Here is a 16208-nt window from a genome sequence, read left to right as displayed (position 1 = left end):
TCACAGCCCCGTCCTGGGAAACAGCATGTTGTACAACTGGCTGATTCCGACGTTGACGACCATCAGCACCAAAATCGATTCCACCACCGCCGCGTTCACCGAGTTGGCCACGCCCGCCGGGCCGCCCTTGGTGAAAAGACCTTTCTGGCAGGCGATTACCGCGACAATGGCTCCGTAGATCACGGCCTTGAGCAGCGCCACGATCATGTCCTCCGTGGTGGCGAACGACGAGAACGTCGCCACGAAACTTCCCGGCGCGCCCCGCTGGAAGTAGACATTGAACAGATAGCTGGCCAAAAACCCGACGAAGCACGTGATTCCGGTCAGGGCGACGCCGACCATGATGGCCGCGGCGAAGCGGGGTACGACCAGACGGCGGATCACCGAGACCCCCATGACCTCCATCGCGTCGGTCTCTTCGCGCATGGTCCGAGACCCGAGATCCGCGGTGATGGCGGACCCGACGGCCGAAGCCATCAGCACCGCGGCCACCAATGAGGCGGCCTGTCGGATCACGGCGAGCCCACTGGCGGCGCCGGCGAGGGAGGTCGCACCGACCTGGTTGGCCAACAGGGCGAACTGGATGGATAGCGTCACCCCGATCGGCAGCGCCACCAGGACGGTGGGCAGCACGGCGGTCGCCGCCATGAATGCGCCCTGGCGCACGAACTCCGCCCATTGGAAGCGCCCGGTGAACAGGTCGACCACGCAGTACTCGACCGTGCGTACCGCGAGGATGTACTGCTCGCCGAGGGTGGTGAGCGAAGCGAGGGGGTGCCGCACGACGTAGCCCGCGGACCACTCCTGGATGGTGGCCACACCCTCGGGTGCTCGGTCGTCGTTGAGCGAGCGGTCGTCCTGGATGGTCATCGCCGGATGCGCCTCAGCGCGACGACTCGCCGGTATGTGTGTTCATCGGTGAACCTTTGGTGTGCCCCCACGGGCCGCTATGTTAACCGCTGCTCAGGTTATGCGGAAGATCTCACTTTGCACTGTCTGCAAATTCAGCGCCTAATTTGAGCCACCGAGCCGGGTATGACCCATGGTCATTTCGCGTATTTCCCTGCTAGCCGCCTCTTGACGCGCCGCTGACATCGCGGGAAGATCGCGTTCCGGACTGCTGATGTTAATAGGCATTTGTCTACTAAATGGTTGGTTCAGTCTGGGGTGATCGCGAGTTATCGTTTTCCTGGGGAAGGCGCGGATGATCCTGACGAGGTTGCGACGGGCGGGCGGCGGCATTTCGGCCGCCGGGCCGGCGCTGCTCGCTACCGCCCTCGCGCTGTCCGGCACCGCCTACGCCGATCCGGGTCAGCCTCCCCCACCGTTGCCCGCGTTCACGCCGGCACCCAGCGATTGGTCACCGAACTTCGACATCTGGCCGTACAACACCTTCGCCTCTCGGGTGACACCCGAGATGATCGGCGGAATGTCCGACTCCTGCCAATGGTTCAAGTCCCAATTCGACCCATTGATGGGCCAGATCAACGACTTCAACCGATACCTCGGTGATCAGCACGACGACTACACGGCCGGTGGTGTGCAGCAGAACGCCAACGCCGTTGTCACCAACATCGACCGGTCGACGGCCTTTCTGGGCCCGCGGGTAAAGCCACTGATCATCACCAACGAACCCGACAACTTCGGCCCCTATTCGCCGATATACGGCGGGGAATCCATGACCCACTTGGCATTTCAGTTGTCACGGATCAGCGACAGCATCAAGAGAAAGGAACCGTCGGGCGTCACCCACGCGAACATCGTCTCGGCCACCGGCTGGGCGAACGCGCTACGTGACTCCGGCGCATGTAACTGATGAACTACCGCCCATCGCTACGAACAGTCGGCAACCCACGGACGTGGTTGGTGAGCCGCTTCCGTATCGCCGCAGAAGGCACAGAAGTCTCGGAAGTTGGGGAAGGCGACATGAGTCCGCCGGCCGACACCTCACCCGACACGGACCATGACGAGGGTCGTGTCGATGCGGAAGGCGACCAGCCGCCGCGCCGGCGAAAGGGCCTGCGGGTCAATGTCGCTCGCCGGGCCGCCGCCGTGATTCTGGCCGTAGCGCTCGCCGGGGCCGGATACGAGGGCTGGCTGCTGTTCCAGCATCACCAGAAGGATGTCGCTGCGACCCAAGCGCTGTCTGCGGCCAAGAAATATATCCTGGCGCTCACCAGCGTGGACACCAACGCGATCGATAAGAACTTCACCGAGGTTCTCGACGGCTCGACCGGCGAGTTCAAGGACATGTACACGAAATCCAGCGCCCAGCTGCGCCAAACGCTCATCGACAACAAGGCGGCGGCGCACGGCAGCGTCGTCGATGCGGCGGTCCAGTCGGCGACCGAGGACAAGGTGGACGTCGTGCTGTTCGTCGATCAGTCGGTGAGCAACGGGGCGGCGCCGGTTCCCCAGTTGGACCGCAGCAGGGTGAAGATGACCATGGAAAAGGTGGACGGCCGCTGGCTGGCCAGCAAGGTGGAGCTTCCCTGAACCGGTGCGCCGACGGGTTGTTCAGGCGCGCCAGGTTTCCTCGGCCACCCGATAGAAGTTTCCACCGAGCACCGCGTGGATGTCGCGGCCGTTCCATCCCCTGGCCCGCAGGTGCTCGCCGAGCGTCACGAACGTTTCCGGCGGCATCCATCGGATCGGGCCCCAGCGCGTGTAGCTGTCGTCGAACAGGTGGGGATTGCGCCGCAGCTCATCGACGAAATCGGCGGCGTCGAAACAGAAGTCGGTGCTGACGCCGACGTGCTCGACGCCGACGAGGTCGACGGCGTATTCGAGGTGCCGTGTCATCGCGTCCAGCGTGGGCGTGTTGGGTCCGAGGAAGATGCCGACGCCGGTGATGCCGATGACGCCGCCCGTCTGCGCGCAGGCCCGCGCCTGGTCGTCGGTGATGTTGCGGGGATGCTCCCACAGCGCGCGCATGCACGAGTGGCTGTAAATGACCGGCCCGGCGGATACCTCGCACATGTCGAGACCGGTGCGTGCGCTGCAGTGGGATCCGTCGGGAACGATGCCGGCTGCGTTCAGTTCGGCGATGACCGCACGGCCCCAATCGGTGAGGCCGCCATCGGTGCGGTCGAGGCAGCCGCTGCCGGCCCGGTTGGCGTTGTTGTAGGTCGGCAGCAGGGTGCGTACCCCCAGGTTCGCCAGGGTGCGCACATTTTCCAGATCGTCATCGAGTGGGCCTGAGTCTTCCAGGTCGAAAACCACCGCGATGCGCCCGGCCCGGGTCGCCGCGTCTACCTCGCCGACGGTGGCCACCAGTTCCAGGTCGGGGTGGGCGGCGATCCCGGCGCGATAGTGGTGCAGGAGCGCCACGGCGTCGCTGAAGCTGTGCGGGGAGTATCCCGCGTTGACCGAAAGCACGGTGCGACCGGCGTATTGGTAACGCGTCAACGGACCGATCTCGGTGTCGGTGTTGAGCGGCAGACACGTGTGCTGGTCCCAGAGCAGCGTGGTCATGGGTGGTGAACTCTCCTTAGACCCTTATGGTTTACCCCTCGAGCGCGGCCTCGACGGCTTGGTCGGCGAGCTCGGCCCAGGGCATCGGTTCCCGCGGGGACCCGGGCGGGTCGGCCAACCGACGATGCCACCAGCCGACATCCCACCACCTTTCCTGCTTGAAGCCCACGCCCCGAAAGGTACCGACGGGGGTGAAACCCAAAGCCTCGTGCAGCCCGACGCTGGCGGCATTGGGAAGCGTGATGCCCGCATAGGCATTGACATACCCTTGTGCGACGAGCAGATTCAGCAGTCCCGCGTAGATTCGGCGGCCATGACCGCGGCCGTGAATGGACGCGTCGAGGTACAGCGACACATCGACGCACCAACGGTAGGCGTCGCGCGCCCGGTGCGGGCTCGCATAGGCGTATCCCTTGACGCCTTGGCTATCGGCGACGACCAGCCAGGGCAATGTCGCAAGCGTGCGGGTCATCCTCGACCGCACCTCCTGGACGCCGGGGGGAGCCGTCTCGAAGGACACCGCCGTGTCCCGCACGTACGGTAGATAGATTTCAGCGACGGCACCCGCGTCCTCGGGCGTGGCCATGCGAACCTTCACGACCACAGAAGGCTAGCCGTACAGCGACGGTGGTGTCGGCCTTCAGGAAAATAATGTGGATATGAGGGTTTCGGCGAACCGGCGACGGGTGGTGTTTTGCGAGGCAACAAGTAACCAGCGCCCATCAGCCCGCACGGCGACGCTGGTGTTCACGCGACTTTTGCGCCGATTGCGTCGGCGCCGTACCACCGCGGCGTCCGCGTGAAGCAGCGCCACGTCCGGTGTGAGAAACCGGACCTGGGTGATGTCTATCCGTAGGCGGGTTCCCTTGAGGAGCTTGCGGAACAGCGGGAGGTACGCTGCCGCGATCGCTTCGCGCCCCGTGTGGTGGCTGCCCAGAAACGTGACGTAGTCCGCATCGTGGGTGAAGACACCGGCATAGGCGTCGGGATCGCCCGCCGCCCAACCGTTTACCTGCTGAGCGATCAACCCGCGGATGGCGTCCTCGTCGGCTCGCCGGTCGCCGCTCGTCACAACGCCTCCCGTAAACGTTGGTGCCGACGCGGCTGCTGCGCACGGTGGAACCGTCGCCGCAAGGTGGCTCGAAGGACGCGCAGCAGCAACGTGGGATCCTGGAGTCGCGCCGGCGGATCGACGAGATGGGTGACCCGCAGCAGGCTTTCGGTTACCGCGGTGTCATCACCGGCGGCGTTCAGCATGGCACCGACCAACTGGCCGCGCAGCCGCCGACTCAGGGAAGGCTTGAGGGTGGGAGATGGGACGCGATCGTTGGCCTGGTTCATCGCCCATGTCGGGCCGATGTCGCGTGCCGTCATGTGGAAGAAGCGCTGGGCCAAGTCGGCGTCGCCGCCGCGCAGACAGTCTCGCAGTGCCAGCGCTTGCTGCGCCGCCATCGTCATGCCTTGGCCGTACACGGGATTGGGGCTGCACAGCGCATCGCCGATGACGAGCAGGCCGCGGGGGAATCTCGGCATCTGGTCGTAGCGCCGCCATACCGCCGCGGGGTTACGGAAGGTGGCGATGTCCGCGAGCGGCTGCGCGCGGCGTAGCCCGTCGATGATTTCCGGGGGCAAGGCGCGATCGGCCAGCGCGAGCATGGTGGCGAAATCGGGTGGCGCCCCGCCGGTGTCGATCGTGCGGCCGACCGCGAACATCCAGGTGTCGTTCTCGCAGGCCAGCAGCAGACCACCGGGCTTACCGCCGCCGCCGAGGTTGAACACGACCATCTGCTTGTCGAGGCATCCCGTCGGCATGCTCAGCAGTTGGCTGGAGTAGCCCAGCATGGCGGTGGACCGCGTCTCGGGTGGGCGCCCGTAACCCAGGAGTTCCAGAAGGGCCGGCGTGCGGGCGGAGCGGCCCATGGCATCGACGACCAGATCCGCGGGCACATCGATGGCCGCGCCGTTGTCGCGGTGCAGGATTCGCGCACCGGTGACCGCCTCCCCGGCGGCAAGCGGCTCGATGACGTCGTGGCCGTCGAGAAGAGTCACGTTGGACAGTGCCGCGACGCGCCGATGCACATGAAACTCCACGAACGGCCGGCTGGCCAGGCACAACGTGACCGCCGTGGGATCGGTCAACGTGCCCGAGCGTTGGAGCTCGTAGCGGCCCGTGCGCACGTAGAACCGCGACAGGTCGCCGTCGTTGATGACAGTGGCGCCGGCCGCGCCCAACTCGTCGATCAGGCCGGGAAAGAGTTCGGCAAGCACTTGCGTGCCGCGGCTGAGAAACATATGCACGTGACGGCCCTGCGGCACGCCCTTCCGGTGAACGGGATGGCCGGGGGCCTTGTCGCGCTCGATGACGCTGACCGAGTCGTAGAAGTCCGAAAGCACGCGCGCGGCAAGCAGACCCGCGATCCCGGCGCCCAGCACAATGGCGTGTTGGCGCGAAGCATTCACGGCGAACGCCCTTGGTCAGTCGAGCCCACACGGTTTGTGTTGTGACCCATGACGCAGCAGCATACCGCAAATATAAGGTTATGGTAAGAATATTAAGGAATTGATAATGGTGGTTGTTCGGCGCGGCCGGCGGGGCGGGATCCCTGGAGATCGGAGCCCCGTCGGGGGCAGCGGCGAGCTCCTCAACTCGGTGGAAGTTGGATCTATGCAGAGGATTTGGGTCGCGGCGGGCATTGGCGGCGGCCATCTCGGTGACGCGACGCCGCCCAAGGGGCCGCGGAGGTCGATAGCGCATCCTTCCGGAATTGTTCCGCTGCAGTTAAAGTGGGGCGTCGGCGTGGCTGACCTGCATCGCGAATAGGGAGGGTCAAACTGTTTTCCCGTTCGCGCCAGATACCCGTCACGCCGGCGTGGTTCACTGCCGCACTCGATCAACGGCCCGAGCAGGGCGAGGTGGAGGTCGACGGCTGCCGCATCCACCTACGTCTTTGGGGTGCCGCGGACCAACCTCCGGTGGTGCTGATCCACGGCGGCGGTGCGCACTCCGGTTGGTGGGATCACATCGCGCCGTTCATTTCCCGTACCCACCGGGTGATCGCGCTGGATCTGTCCGGGCATGGCGACAGCGGGTCACGAGCCGGCTATGACCTGCGGATCTGGGCAAGCGAGGTGATGGCGGCCGCATCCTCCGCCGGCCCCGCCGGGCGGCCGACCATCGTCGGCCACAGCATGGGCGGTTGGGTAGCGTCCACGGCGGCAATGCACTACAGCCGGCAGATCAACAGCATGCTGGTGATCGACTCGCCGTTGTGGGAGCGTGCGCCGGAGGAAGGGCGGCTACGACGGCACAAACACACCGAATACCGGACCAGAGACGAGATCCTGGCCCGTTTTACGGCGGTGCCGTCGCAGGAGTTGATCCTCCCCTACGTCCGTCAGCACATCGCGGCCGAGTCGGTGCGCAAGACCAACGCGGGCTGGGTGTGGAAGTTCGATCCGGCGATTTACGGCGGTGAGTATCTCGAGCCGACGCCCGCCGACGAGGAATCGTTGGAGAGCATGCTCGCCGCAATGCGTTGCCGCGTAGGCTATTTGCGTTGCGAGGCCGGATTGGTTCCGCCCGCGATGGCCGAACGGATCCGCTCTCTCCTGCAGCTGAGGGGCCCCTTTGTCGAGTTGGCCGAAGCCGGTCATCATCCGATGCTCGACCAACCGCTTCCACTGGTCGCGACGCTGCGCACGCTCCTGGAATTCTGGTCGATCACCTAAGCCCGTGCGCGGCGGGCCAGCTTCGCGGGCTGGTCGATGATCAGGGCCCTACCCTGCTGCCGGATCCAGCCGCGCTGGGTGAAGTCCGAGAGCGCCTTGTTGACCGTTTCGCGTGAGGAACCGACGAGTTGAGCGAGCTCCTTCTGGGTGAGGTGATGCTCGACGCGCACCGGTCCCCCATTGTCGGTGCCGAATCGCATTGCCAGATCGAGGATTTGCTTGGCCACCCGGGCGGGCACGTCGGTGAAGATCAAGTCGCACAGGGTGTTGTTGGTGTGCCGGAGTCGGCGCGCCAGCACCCGTAGCAGCTGCTCCGCGATTTCGGGTCGTTCGGCCATCCATGTTCGCAGGGCCTGGCGGTCCATCCTGACGGTTTCCACCTCGGTCAGCGTGATCACCGTCGAGGTGCGCGGGCCCGGATCGAAGAGCGCGAGCTCACCGAACACGTCACCGGGGCCCAGCACCGCGAACACGGTTTCACGGCCGTCTGCCGTCTGGTGGCGGATCTTCACCGAGCCCGCCAGGATCACAAAGAGGTCGTCGCCCGCCTCGCCTTCGACGAAGACGGTGCGCCTGCGAGGGAAGGAGACGTGCTGCAGATGGCGAGCCAACGCGGCGACCGCATCGGGTGCAATTCCCTGGAAGATGCCGGCTCGCGCCAAAATGTCGTCCACGCCGCCCCTTTCAACGCGTTCCGCACGGCGTTTGCGCGCACTAGGCGCTGCTCCAGGTTGGGGGCGTCTTGGCTCGCGACCTCGACTTTACACCAGGGTTAAATTCCGTAACGCAGCAGGTCCGGGGGCCGGCGGCTAGGCGGCGGGCGTCGTGGTGGCCGATGCGGCTGTGACTTCGGAGTAGAAGTTGCCGCACGCATCGCAATGGACCTGATACTCGAGCTTGTCGTCGCGCTCGAGGAAGCTGTACTGCGCCCACGCCATGCATCGCGGGCACCGTGCGCGACCGTGTTCCACTGCCATTCACCAACCCCTAACTCGCACAGATGCATTGGAAGTACCCCGTGCAAAGCTGGTCTAATCACCGACTTGCGGACCTGTTCCTGTCCGCTTTCGCCGCCCTACACGACCCGACAAGCCGCAGCTTCTACGACCGCAAGAGGGCGGAGGGCAAGAAACACAACGCCGCCCTCATCTGCCTAGCACGACGCCGCTGCGACGTCCTCTACGCAATGCTGAAAACCAAACAGCTTTATCGAGATTCGCAACCCGCCGCCGCCTAAACATCGACCCGAACCAGGTCATACACATACGACCGATCACCCTTGTAACTCACCCACACACCCTCGGGTGGAAGATCACCCCACCCGGCATCGCCGAATGGGCGACTCGACACCGCAGAGACCTCGTTGCACACCACCCAACCGAAGTCAGGGAGTCGTCGACACCAAACATCGAGGTCGATCCGCTTATACGACGGAAAGCCATCCACCTCCCCATTGCGAACGAACTCGTAGGTCAACCCGTCCACACGCCGCACAAACCGCACGCCCACCATCCAGCCATTCTCAACAACAGACCCCACCGCCTCAACCGAGAGTCAGCCCGTCAACCTTGACGAAACACATAGGGACACCCCCCGCCGCCTAGTAATTCAGCCCGGAGAACATCACCCGGCCGGGGTCATATTTCTGTCGCACCGCGCTCAGCCGGGACAGGTTCGGGCCGAAATAGCGCGCCGGCGACTGGTTGGCCTCGATGTAGTTCACGTAGCCACCGACCGAATACTGTTGCACCGCTTGGTGTGCCGTGCCGAGCCAGTTCGTCGCCGCCGAAGGATCGCCGGTTTCGACGTACCACTGCACCAGCGCCGCCTGCCGGCGCCAGGGAAAGGCCGTCGCTCCCGGCGCCACCGTGGCGAGGGCGCCGTCGAGCGCGTGCATGATCGCCAACATGCGCCCGGCCCCGCGGGGAAAGGCGTTGACCGCCGCGGCGATCCCCTGTGCCACGCCCGCGTTGACGGTGGAAAAGACGTCCGATCCGCCGACATAGCCGAGCGGCGAAGGGTTGTGGTTCCCGACGGCCAGGTAGTTCACCAGGTCCATGTAGTTGAAGGTGTGGTTTTCGGTGCCGGAGGGCTGCATTCCGACCGCTTGGGTGATGGCTGCGGCAGTGCTGTTGCCCGATCCGGCTGGGGAGGTGGCCATGATCCGGCAATGCATGCCCGTCGCGTCGACGGTGGCGTCGGCCAGCGCCCAGCTGTTTCGGTCGGCGGTGCGCAGCCAGTTCTGCCATCCGACGAGGACCTGCGCGAACGACTCCGGCGGGAAGTTGAGGTTGACGACGTCGACGTCCTTGGTGGGGAACGTGGCGAAGGTCAGGGAGGTCGTCACACCGAAGTTGCCGCCACCGCCGCCGCGCAGCGCCCAGAACAGGTCGGGGTTGCTGGCGGCGGAGGCGGTGACCGCCTGGCCGTTCGGCAGCACCACCGAAGCCGACGTCAGCTGGTCACAGAGCAGGCCCGCATGCCGGGATTGGGCGCCCAGGCCGCCGCCCAGCGCGTGCCCGGCGGCGCCGACCGACGGGCAGGTCCCGGTCGGGACGCCCCGGCCGGCCGCGGCGAGCGTCCGGTGCATCGTGTACAGGCTGGTGGCCGGCGTCACGGTGACCTGCCCCGTGGCGGCGTCGTAGTTGGCATCCCCGGGCAGCTGGCGCAGATCGAGCACCATGGTCCCGTTCGCGGTCGACGCTCCGATGTAGGAGTGCCCGCCACTGCGCGGAGCGACCTTGAGGTTGTGGGCGGCGGCGAACGCCATCGCCTTTTGCACGTCGGCCGCCGACGTCGGGGTGACGACCGCCGCCGGCGTGGACCCGTTGTAGTTGGTGTTGAAAACCTGCTTGGCGCTGGCGAATTGGGGGTTGTCCGGAAGCAACACCTTGCCGCCGAGCGCGGTGGAGAGTCCTTCCCACCCCGACGGCCGGGGATCGGCGACAGCCCGGGGTGCGCCGAGCACCGCTCCGGCGGCTAACGCCCCGACGGCGCCCCGCAGAAACGTCTGCCGTGAGATTTCACGCGCCAACGCCGGGCTCCCGCGACTGCCTCATGCCCCGAATTGTCGACCACGAGAACCGTGGCGGCGCATGACATGTCGACGGTTGACCGAAACGTGCCCCAACCGTTATCCGGCGCCCTTGCCGTTGTCGACGCGATAGACGGCGCCGTGGATGGCCGCCGCGGCGTCGCTGGCGAGGAAGGCGATCACATTGGCGACGTCGAGGGGCTGCATCATGCCCCGTGGTGAGGCCGTGCGCATGATCAGGTCGTAGTTCGGATTTTCGGGCGCACTGAACTGTTCGATTTGCGGTGTGAGCATGCCGCCGGGGCACACCGCGTTGACGCGAAGGCGATCCGCCGTGTACTCCACGGCCAGCGCGCGGGTGAGCCCGATCAGCCCGTGCTTGGCGGCGCAGTATCCCGCCGAATACGCCTGGCCCTCAACACCGGCGATCGAGCTGACGTTGACGATGTTTCCGCCGCGCTCCAGCAGGTGGGGCAGCGCGGCCCGGCAAAGAAAGAAAGGACCGTTCAGGTTGACCGCGACGTCCTGCTCCCAATCGTCGTCGGTCATCGACTCCGTGCGGCGCATCTGATGCTTCCCGGCGACGTTGACGAGAACGTCCAAACCGCCGAAGTCGCGGACGCACCGCTCGACCGCGTCCCTGCAGGCCGGCGCCGAAGCGATGTCCACCGACGCGTATCCGCCGCGTTCCACGTCGGCGAACACGTCGGCCAGGCGTCCGGCATCGCGACCGATGCCGAAAACCGTTGCGCCCTGCCGCGAGAACAGCTTGGCCGTTTCCGCGCCCAGGCCCGACGACGCCCCCGTCACCAATGCCACCTTGTCCTGCAGCGCGGCCATGCCAGCTCTCTTCCCTCGTCGCGGCGGTTCGATGCGGCCCGATGCTTCGGGCAGCCTAGTAGGACCGCATCCGCACGACGCTACCCCGCAGAAGCTCAAGTGGGGCAACCGGTCTGGATCTTCGCCTACCGGTGAACATCCGCTCGAGCTGCAGGCTCTGCTCGAGCCGGCGTGCCGTGATCATCGCGACCAGGTTGATCGCCAGCTTGCCCAGCGCGATCCGGCTGGTGCGCTTCCTCCAGCTTGGCCGCGTGGAGCCCGCACGACGGCCGAAGTAGTAGCCGATGCACGTCGCTGTCGTGAGCGCGCAGATTGCCGCGATTACCGTCACGTGATGAGCGTCCTTCGTCACGGTCGCGGGAAGGTCACACGCCGGCCACACTCCGGCCAACAAGTCTCAGGCGCGGCGGATTGGCATAGCACCTGCCGATTCAAACAAGCTGGGCCTCAACGCAATGCGTTTCAGTCGATATCGAGGCCGCCCGACGCCATGATCAGGACGCGGCGGTCACCACCGACATGGGGATATTCGTCGTCGGGCAGGGCGACTGGGAGTTGCTGTTCTGCCCAGTCGGCGGGGTCGGCCTCCACCGGCAGAACGTTGTCCAGCGCCCCGGAGTATTTGCGCGCACGGCTGTTGAGCATGGCTTGTTCGATCACGGCTATCCCTTCCTTCGCGACTGATGAATAACCCCGACTGTCAACACGTTTGAGTCCTGCGAGGGTGGGCCGCCCGCCCCCGGACGAGTCGCCTGGCTATGGCAGTGGCCGAACCTCATCCGTGCGGGACCGAGGTAGTGCCCACGGAATTGCCCGGGTCGGCGGACTGGCCCATTCACCCTCGTTGTGATGTCATCACCTGCCTTTCTCCATCGTGGTGTCATCGGGATTGGCCGATGGCCGCCTCGGAGGGCTGCGCTGCACGGCGCGCACATTGGGTGCGGGTGCACGCCACGGCGGTGCGCATACCTCCCAGGACCGACCAGGTGACCGGGGCCCGAGCAGGGCGCACCCGGCCACTGGTGGCGCCGGTGGCCGACGGAGCAGGGTGACTGACGCCGCGCACAAGATGGCGTCGACCTCGGCCATCAGCACCGACACCTCGGCATCATCGCCCAGCAAGAGCCCTGTCTGCTGGCCTGGTGCTGCCTCGATGACCGTGCCGGGCGCTGCTGTCCCGGTGCCGCGGTGCGTCATCACCAACCCACGTTCTGTCAGCATCGCACCGGCCCATCACGCGCTGATTGCGGTCTGCTGCCCATCCCCGCGGTTGACCGCGATCTTGCGCGGCTTGGCCTTCTCGGCCACCGGGATACGCAAACGCAGGACCCCGGCGTCGTAACGCGCATCGATATGCTCGGTGTCGAGATTGTCGCCGAGCACCAGTTGCCGACTGAACACCCCACGCGCCCGTTCGGTTGCCAGCATCTCCCGGCTTGGATCCACATCGGGGCGCTCGGCGCGCACCGTCACCACATTGCGCTCGATGTCGAGGTCCAGCGACTGCTCATCGATTCCCGGCAGATCGAATTCGACCACGAACTGCTCGCCGTCGCGCCAGGCATCCATCGGCATCGCGGCCGGACGCGCCGCGGTGCCGGATACCTGCTGAGTGAAGCGGTCGAGGTCACGAAACGGATCGCTACGAACCAACATGGTCGTCACCTCCAACACTCCCATCCAGTATCTGTTCGCATCGGTTATCTATGCCTTGCGGCATAGTTTTTATATATCTCGGCTCTGCGATCTTGGCAAGGGCCCGGTCCAGAATTTTCGGCTCCCGGTTGCCGAGAGATGTTGCCGGCCATCGCATGCAGCCGGAGATCGGGTTGACACGGCCGGGCCCGCGGCGGCCTCTTCGGCGCTGGACTGGTACTGCGCGATCGCGGAGTCGCCGACACTGTACGCCTGTACAGCGCGCTACCGGTGTCACAATACAACGAACCGGCTGAACGAGGAGAACATGGCAGCATCTGCGCGGCGTGTGGGCGCCGAGACGTCCAAGACCCGGGACACCCTGCTCGACCATGTCGAGAAGATGATGCTCGACGAGGGCTATGCGAGCGTGACCTACCGCGCCCTGGCCTCGGCCGCCGGCGTCACGCCCAGCCTGGTGCAGTACTACTTCCCGACGCTCGACGACATTTTTCTCTCGGCGATCCGCCGCTATTCCGAACGCAGCCGTCGACTGCTCGACAAGGTGCTCGAATCGCGCCCCGACGATCCACTCCGCGCCCTATGGGAGTTCAGCCGGACCGAGGCGTCGGGCGCATTGATGACGGAGTTCATGGCCCTGGGCAATCACCGCAAGTCCATCCAGGCCGAGATCGCCGCGGTGACCCAAGCCAACCGCAAACGTCAGGTCGATGCGCTGGTCGCCAAATTCGGCAAGAGCGCACGCCCGGGTGGACACTTCTCGCTGCCCGCCCTGCAACTGCTGATCTCCGGGCTGCCCAAGTTCCTCAACCTCGAAGAGGGCATCGGGGTCAAGACCGCCCACAAGGAAGTCACCAACGCCTTCGAGAAGTACCTGGACTCGATCGAGCCGGCCCCGGCTCCGAAACGTAAGACCGCCCAACGGCGTTCACGGTAGCGCTAAAGGCGGACTGTTCATGGCATCAGGTAGCGGCGCTCGTCAGTCGGCCAAGCTGCAGGGCATCCTGGCCGCCACCGAAGCGCTGATGCTCGATCAGGGCTATGGGGCGGTCACCTTTCGCAGTGTAGCCAACGCTGCGGGCGTGGCCGCAGGCCTGGTGCAGTATTACTTTCCGTCCTTGGACGACCTCTTCGTGGCGGTGCTGCGTTCGGCAACCGATCGCCTCATCGCCGACCTGCAGCGCGCCACCAAATCCGACCAACCACTACGGGGCGCATGGGCATACGCCAACAACGCCGCCGGCACCGCGCTGCTGATGGAGTTCATGGCACTGGCCAATCACCGCGGCGCCGTGCGTGCCGTCATCGGCGAGGGCGGGGAACGTGTACGCCAGGCCTTGCTGACGACGATCCAATCCCGCTGGGCCACCTACGGTCTCGACGAGAACACCCTGCCGCCCGCCGCCGTGCTGTTCCTGCTGTCCTGCATCCCGCGGATGATCTATCTCGAAGAGAGCCTCGGCACCGTCACCGGCCATGCCGAAGCCACCGCGCTGGTCGAACGGTTCCTCGACCAGGTCGAACCTCCCACCGCCTGACGCTTCGCCCCGTCACGGGAGGCTCATCCGACGATCCGGATGGCGAGAGAATGGACGTTCCGCGGTTGAATACGTTATTCTTGTACAAATCACCAAAGTTTGTGGAGGTGTCATGGCGGTCCGTTCCCACCCCATTTCTGCGGCCCTGGGGCTCGAAATCACGGGTATGACCAGCGACGACCTGGTGACTCGCGCTGGCGCCGATGCGACACAGGCGGCGCTGGATCGGCACGGTGTGGTGGTGTACCGCGAGGTTCACATCAGCGACGAGGGCCTGCTGGAGTTGAGCCGGATGCTGGGGACGCTGGTGGTGCAGCCAACCGGTGAACACCGCTATCCGGAGATCCAGACCATCACGCTGGATCCGGCCAAGACGAACGCCCTGCTGGCCTCCTACCGTCAGGGCAACTTCCACTGGCACATCGACGGCGCCACCGACGAAACCCCGCAGAAGGGCACGCTGTTGACCGCCCGAGCCGTCGATCCCGCCGGCGGGGATACCGAATTCTCCAGCACGTACGCCGCCTACGAGGCCTTGCCGGAGGAGCAAAAGGCGCAGATCTCGGGCCTGCAAGTCGTGCATACCTTCGCCCATGCCCAGTCGCTGGCCAACCCGGATGCCACCGAAGAGCAACGCGCGCAATGGAATCGGGTTCCCGCCCGCATTCACCCGCTGGTGTGGACGCATCGTGACGGCCGGAAGTCGATGCTGTTGGGGGCGACCGCCGCCGAGGTGGTCGGGTGGCCGCCCGGCCAGAGCCGCGAGCTGTTGGACCGGCTGCTGGACTGGTCGACGCAGCCGCAGTTCAGCATCCGCCATCAGTGGCGCGTCGGGGACCTGGTGATGTGGGATAACACCGGAATGCTGCACCGCGCATTGCCTTTCGAACCGACGTCGGTGCGCCTGATGCACCGCACAACGCTGGCCGGCGAGGAACCCGTCGCCGCCGCCTAGCGTTCGGACGCCCAGGGCGCGCTCTTTTCAAAGGACCGAATCACTCAGAAGTGCTGTACGACTGTATAGCAACGCCGGGGCGCAATGGTCAACCGCTTCGGCTAGCGCATCACGTGTGCACACTGGGTGTGCGGATGGACGTCGAACAGGTCGCGGTAGGAGGGTGGTTGCCGGCCGTCTTCGTCGTGGATGCCGTATTTGACGGCCAGTTCCGCGCCGATGAGGGTCTGGCCGCTGAGTTCGAGGCATTGGGGGTCGTTGTAAAGCGCCCAGATCACATGCCCGGTGAGTTCGGGCGTTTCGGCGCTGTCAAGGATGTGCCCGAACTTCTCGGGGTTGTTGGCGATGATGGCGCGGACGCGGTCGGTGAGCAGTGATCCCATCCAGATCGATACCGCCGTGATCCCAGTGTCTTTGAAGTCGAAGGCCATGTCGGCGGCCATCTTGTCGACCGCGGCCTTCGGCACTCCGTAGGCGGGTCCGAAGGCGTAGTGCACCGACCCCGACGAGGAGGTGAAGGCCACCAGGCCGCGTCGCTGCGGGAGCATCAGGGGTGCGGCATAGACGGTGGCGACGTAGCTGCTGCGCACGCCGACGTCCAGGGTGTCGATGACGTTGAGCGGCTCTTCCCAGAACTTGGTGCGCCCCATCATTTCGTCGCGGATGATGGCGGCGTTGTTCACCAGGATGTCGATGTGGCCCTGTTCCTGCTCGATCCGGGCGAACAGGGCCTTGACCTGATCGTCATCGCCGTGATCGACACGCACGGCGATGCCCTGTCCCCCTGCGGCGCTGACCATTTCGGCCGTCTGGTGGATCGTGCCGGGCAGGGCGGCGTCGCGGGCGTTCTCGCTGCGGCCGGTGACGTACACGGTGGCGCCGTGCTGTCCGAGGGCGTGGGCGATGCCGGCTCCGGCGCCGCGGCTGGCTCCGGTCACGACGGCCACGCACGGTGCGGACGACATGGGAGTTCTCCTGCCTG

The 16208-nt window shown here is 65.7% G+C and carries 20 protein-coding genes and 1 pseudogene; 7 read left to right on the top strand and 14 right to left on the bottom strand.

The window, feature by feature from the left end:
* Window positions 1-870 (bottom strand): MlaE family ABC transporter permease, encoded by an 870-nt coding sequence (locus tag AC0KS4_RS25430; protein ID WP_225327755.1) that lies wholly within the window; start codon window positions 868-870, stop codon window positions 1-3.
* Window positions 871-1204: 334 nt separating this feature from the next.
* On the opposite strand from AC0KS4_RS25430, the gene AC0KS4_RS25425 reads away from it, so the two are divergent.
* Together AC0KS4_RS25425 and AC0KS4_RS25420 are read left to right on the top strand one after the other, a co-directional pair.
* Window positions 1205-1816 (top strand): hypothetical protein, encoded by a 612-nt coding sequence (locus AC0KS4_RS25425; protein WP_225327754.1) that lies wholly within the window; start codon window positions 1205-1207, stop codon window positions 1814-1816.
* Window positions 1816-2496 (top strand): Mce protein, encoded by a 681-nt coding sequence (locus AC0KS4_RS25420; protein ID WP_255641186.1) that lies wholly within the window; start codon window positions 1816-1818, stop codon window positions 2494-2496. The genes AC0KS4_RS25425 and AC0KS4_RS25420 overlap by 1 nt, the downstream gene beginning before the upstream one ends.
* Window positions 2497-2517: 21 nt before the next feature.
* On the opposite strand, the gene AC0KS4_RS25415 is transcribed toward AC0KS4_RS25420, so the two are convergent.
* Genes AC0KS4_RS25415 through AC0KS4_RS25400 form a run of 4 tightly spaced genes read right to left on the bottom strand, consistent with a single transcriptional unit; the run spans window position 2518 to window position 5934 of the window.
* Window positions 2518-3474 (bottom strand): dipeptidase, encoded by a 957-nt coding sequence (locus tag AC0KS4_RS25415; RefSeq protein WP_225327753.1) that lies wholly within the window; start codon window positions 3472-3474, stop codon window positions 2518-2520.
* A 31-nt stretch (window positions 3475-3505) separates the two neighbouring features.
* On the bottom strand, window positions 3506-4060 hold the full coding sequence (locus tag AC0KS4_RS25410) for an arsinothricin resistance N-acetyltransferase ArsN1 family B (RefSeq protein ID WP_225327752.1): 555 nt from the start codon (window positions 4058-4060) through the stop codon (window positions 3506-3508).
* Between the two features lie 54 nt (window positions 4061-4114).
* Window positions 4115-4546: an SgcJ/EcaC family oxidoreductase gene (locus AC0KS4_RS25405; protein ID WP_225327751.1), complete on the bottom strand. Its 432-nt coding sequence runs from the start codon at window positions 4544-4546 to the stop codon at window positions 4115-4117.
* Window positions 4543-5934, bottom strand: a complete 1392-nt coding sequence (locus tag AC0KS4_RS25400; protein ID WP_225327750.1) for an FAD-dependent oxidoreductase — start codon at window positions 5932-5934, stop codon at window positions 4543-4545. The genes AC0KS4_RS25405 and AC0KS4_RS25400 overlap by 4 nt, the downstream gene beginning before the upstream one ends.
* 372 nt (window positions 5935-6306) lie before the next feature.
* Here AC0KS4_RS25400 and AC0KS4_RS25395 point away from each other — a divergent pair, with 372 nt between their 5' ends.
* Window positions 6307-7203, top strand: coding sequence for an alpha/beta fold hydrolase (locus AC0KS4_RS25395; protein WP_472408548.1), 897 nt, complete (start codon window positions 6307-6309; stop codon window positions 7201-7203).
* On the opposite strand, the gene AC0KS4_RS25390 is transcribed toward AC0KS4_RS25395, so the two are convergent.
* Window positions 7200-7877 carry a Crp/Fnr family transcriptional regulator gene (locus AC0KS4_RS25390; RefSeq protein WP_225327749.1) on the bottom strand — a complete coding sequence of 226 codons (678 nt, stop codon included), beginning with the start codon at window positions 7875-7877 and terminating at the stop codon, window positions 7200-7202. The genes AC0KS4_RS25395 and AC0KS4_RS25390 overlap by 4 nt on opposite strands.
* A gap of 135 nt (window positions 7878-8012) precedes the next feature.
* Window positions 8013-8180 (bottom strand): hypothetical protein, encoded by a 168-nt coding sequence (locus AC0KS4_RS25385; protein ID WP_225327817.1) that lies wholly within the window; start codon window positions 8178-8180, stop codon window positions 8013-8015.
* Window positions 8181-8254: 74 nt separating this feature from the next.
* Here AC0KS4_RS25385 and AC0KS4_RS25380 point away from each other — a divergent pair.
* Window positions 8255-8440: pseudogene (locus tag AC0KS4_RS25380) on the top strand (IS110 family transposase); the annotation flags it as partial.
* Between the two features lie 363 nt (window positions 8441-8803).
* Here the strand turns inward: AC0KS4_RS25380 and AC0KS4_RS25375 are convergent.
* From AC0KS4_RS25375 to AC0KS4_RS25350, 6 genes are all read right to left on the bottom strand, one after another.
* Entirely contained in the window at window positions 8804-10237 is a 1434-nt protein-coding gene (locus AC0KS4_RS25375; RefSeq protein WP_238955400.1) for an FAD-binding oxidoreductase, read from the bottom strand.
* Window positions 10238-10336: 99 nt separating this feature from the next.
* Window positions 10337-11077, bottom strand: a complete 741-nt coding sequence (locus AC0KS4_RS25370) for an SDR family NAD(P)-dependent oxidoreductase (protein ID WP_238955398.1) — start codon at window positions 11075-11077, stop codon at window positions 10337-10339.
* Window positions 11078-11132: 55 nt separating this feature from the next.
* Window positions 11133-11408, bottom strand: coding sequence for a hypothetical protein (locus AC0KS4_RS25365; protein WP_225327746.1), 276 nt, complete (start codon window positions 11406-11408; stop codon window positions 11133-11135).
* A gap of 131 nt (window positions 11409-11539) precedes the next feature.
* Window positions 11540-11737 carry a hypothetical protein gene (locus tag AC0KS4_RS25360; RefSeq protein ID WP_238955396.1) on the bottom strand — a complete coding sequence of 66 codons (198 nt, stop codon included), beginning with the start codon at window positions 11735-11737 and terminating at the stop codon, window positions 11540-11542.
* Between the two features lie 195 nt (window positions 11738-11932).
* Entirely contained in the window at window positions 11933-12298 is a 366-nt protein-coding gene (locus AC0KS4_RS25355; protein ID WP_238955394.1) for a hypothetical protein, read from the bottom strand.
* A 12-nt stretch (window positions 12299-12310) separates the two neighbouring features.
* The gene (locus AC0KS4_RS25350) at window positions 12311-12733 is read right to left on the bottom strand and encodes an Hsp20/alpha crystallin family protein (RefSeq protein WP_238955391.1); all 423 of its coding nucleotides are present in this window, start codon (window positions 12731-12733) and stop codon (window positions 12311-12313) included.
* Window positions 12734-13040: 307 nt separating this feature from the next.
* Here AC0KS4_RS25350 and AC0KS4_RS25345 point away from each other — a divergent pair, with 307 nt between their 5' ends.
* From AC0KS4_RS25345 to AC0KS4_RS25335, 3 genes are all read left to right on the top strand, one after another.
* The gene (locus tag AC0KS4_RS25345; RefSeq protein ID WP_238955388.1) at window positions 13041-13670 is read left to right on the top strand and encodes a TetR/AcrR family transcriptional regulator; all 630 of its coding nucleotides are present in this window, start codon (window positions 13041-13043) and stop codon (window positions 13668-13670) included.
* Between the two features lie 19 nt (window positions 13671-13689).
* Window positions 13690-14271, top strand: coding sequence for a TetR family transcriptional regulator (locus AC0KS4_RS25340; protein WP_238955385.1), 582 nt, complete (start codon window positions 13690-13692; stop codon window positions 14269-14271).
* A gap of 112 nt (window positions 14272-14383) precedes the next feature.
* Complete coding sequence (locus AC0KS4_RS25335) at window positions 14384-15226, top strand: TauD/TfdA dioxygenase family protein (RefSeq protein WP_238955383.1); 843 nt, start codon at window positions 14384-14386, stop codon at window positions 15224-15226.
* A 101-nt stretch (window positions 15227-15327) separates the two neighbouring features.
* Here AC0KS4_RS25335 and AC0KS4_RS25330 read toward each other — a convergent pair whose 3' ends face one another.
* Entirely contained in the window at window positions 15328-16191 is an 864-nt protein-coding gene (locus AC0KS4_RS25330; RefSeq protein WP_238955381.1) for an SDR family NAD(P)-dependent oxidoreductase, read from the bottom strand.
* Between the last annotated feature and the right edge of the window lie 17 nt (window positions 16192-16208).

Source organism: Mycobacterium sp. NTMscope_MAC_12, from assembly GCF_976985675.1.
This window is presented reverse-complemented; position numbering and strand designations above follow the sequence as displayed.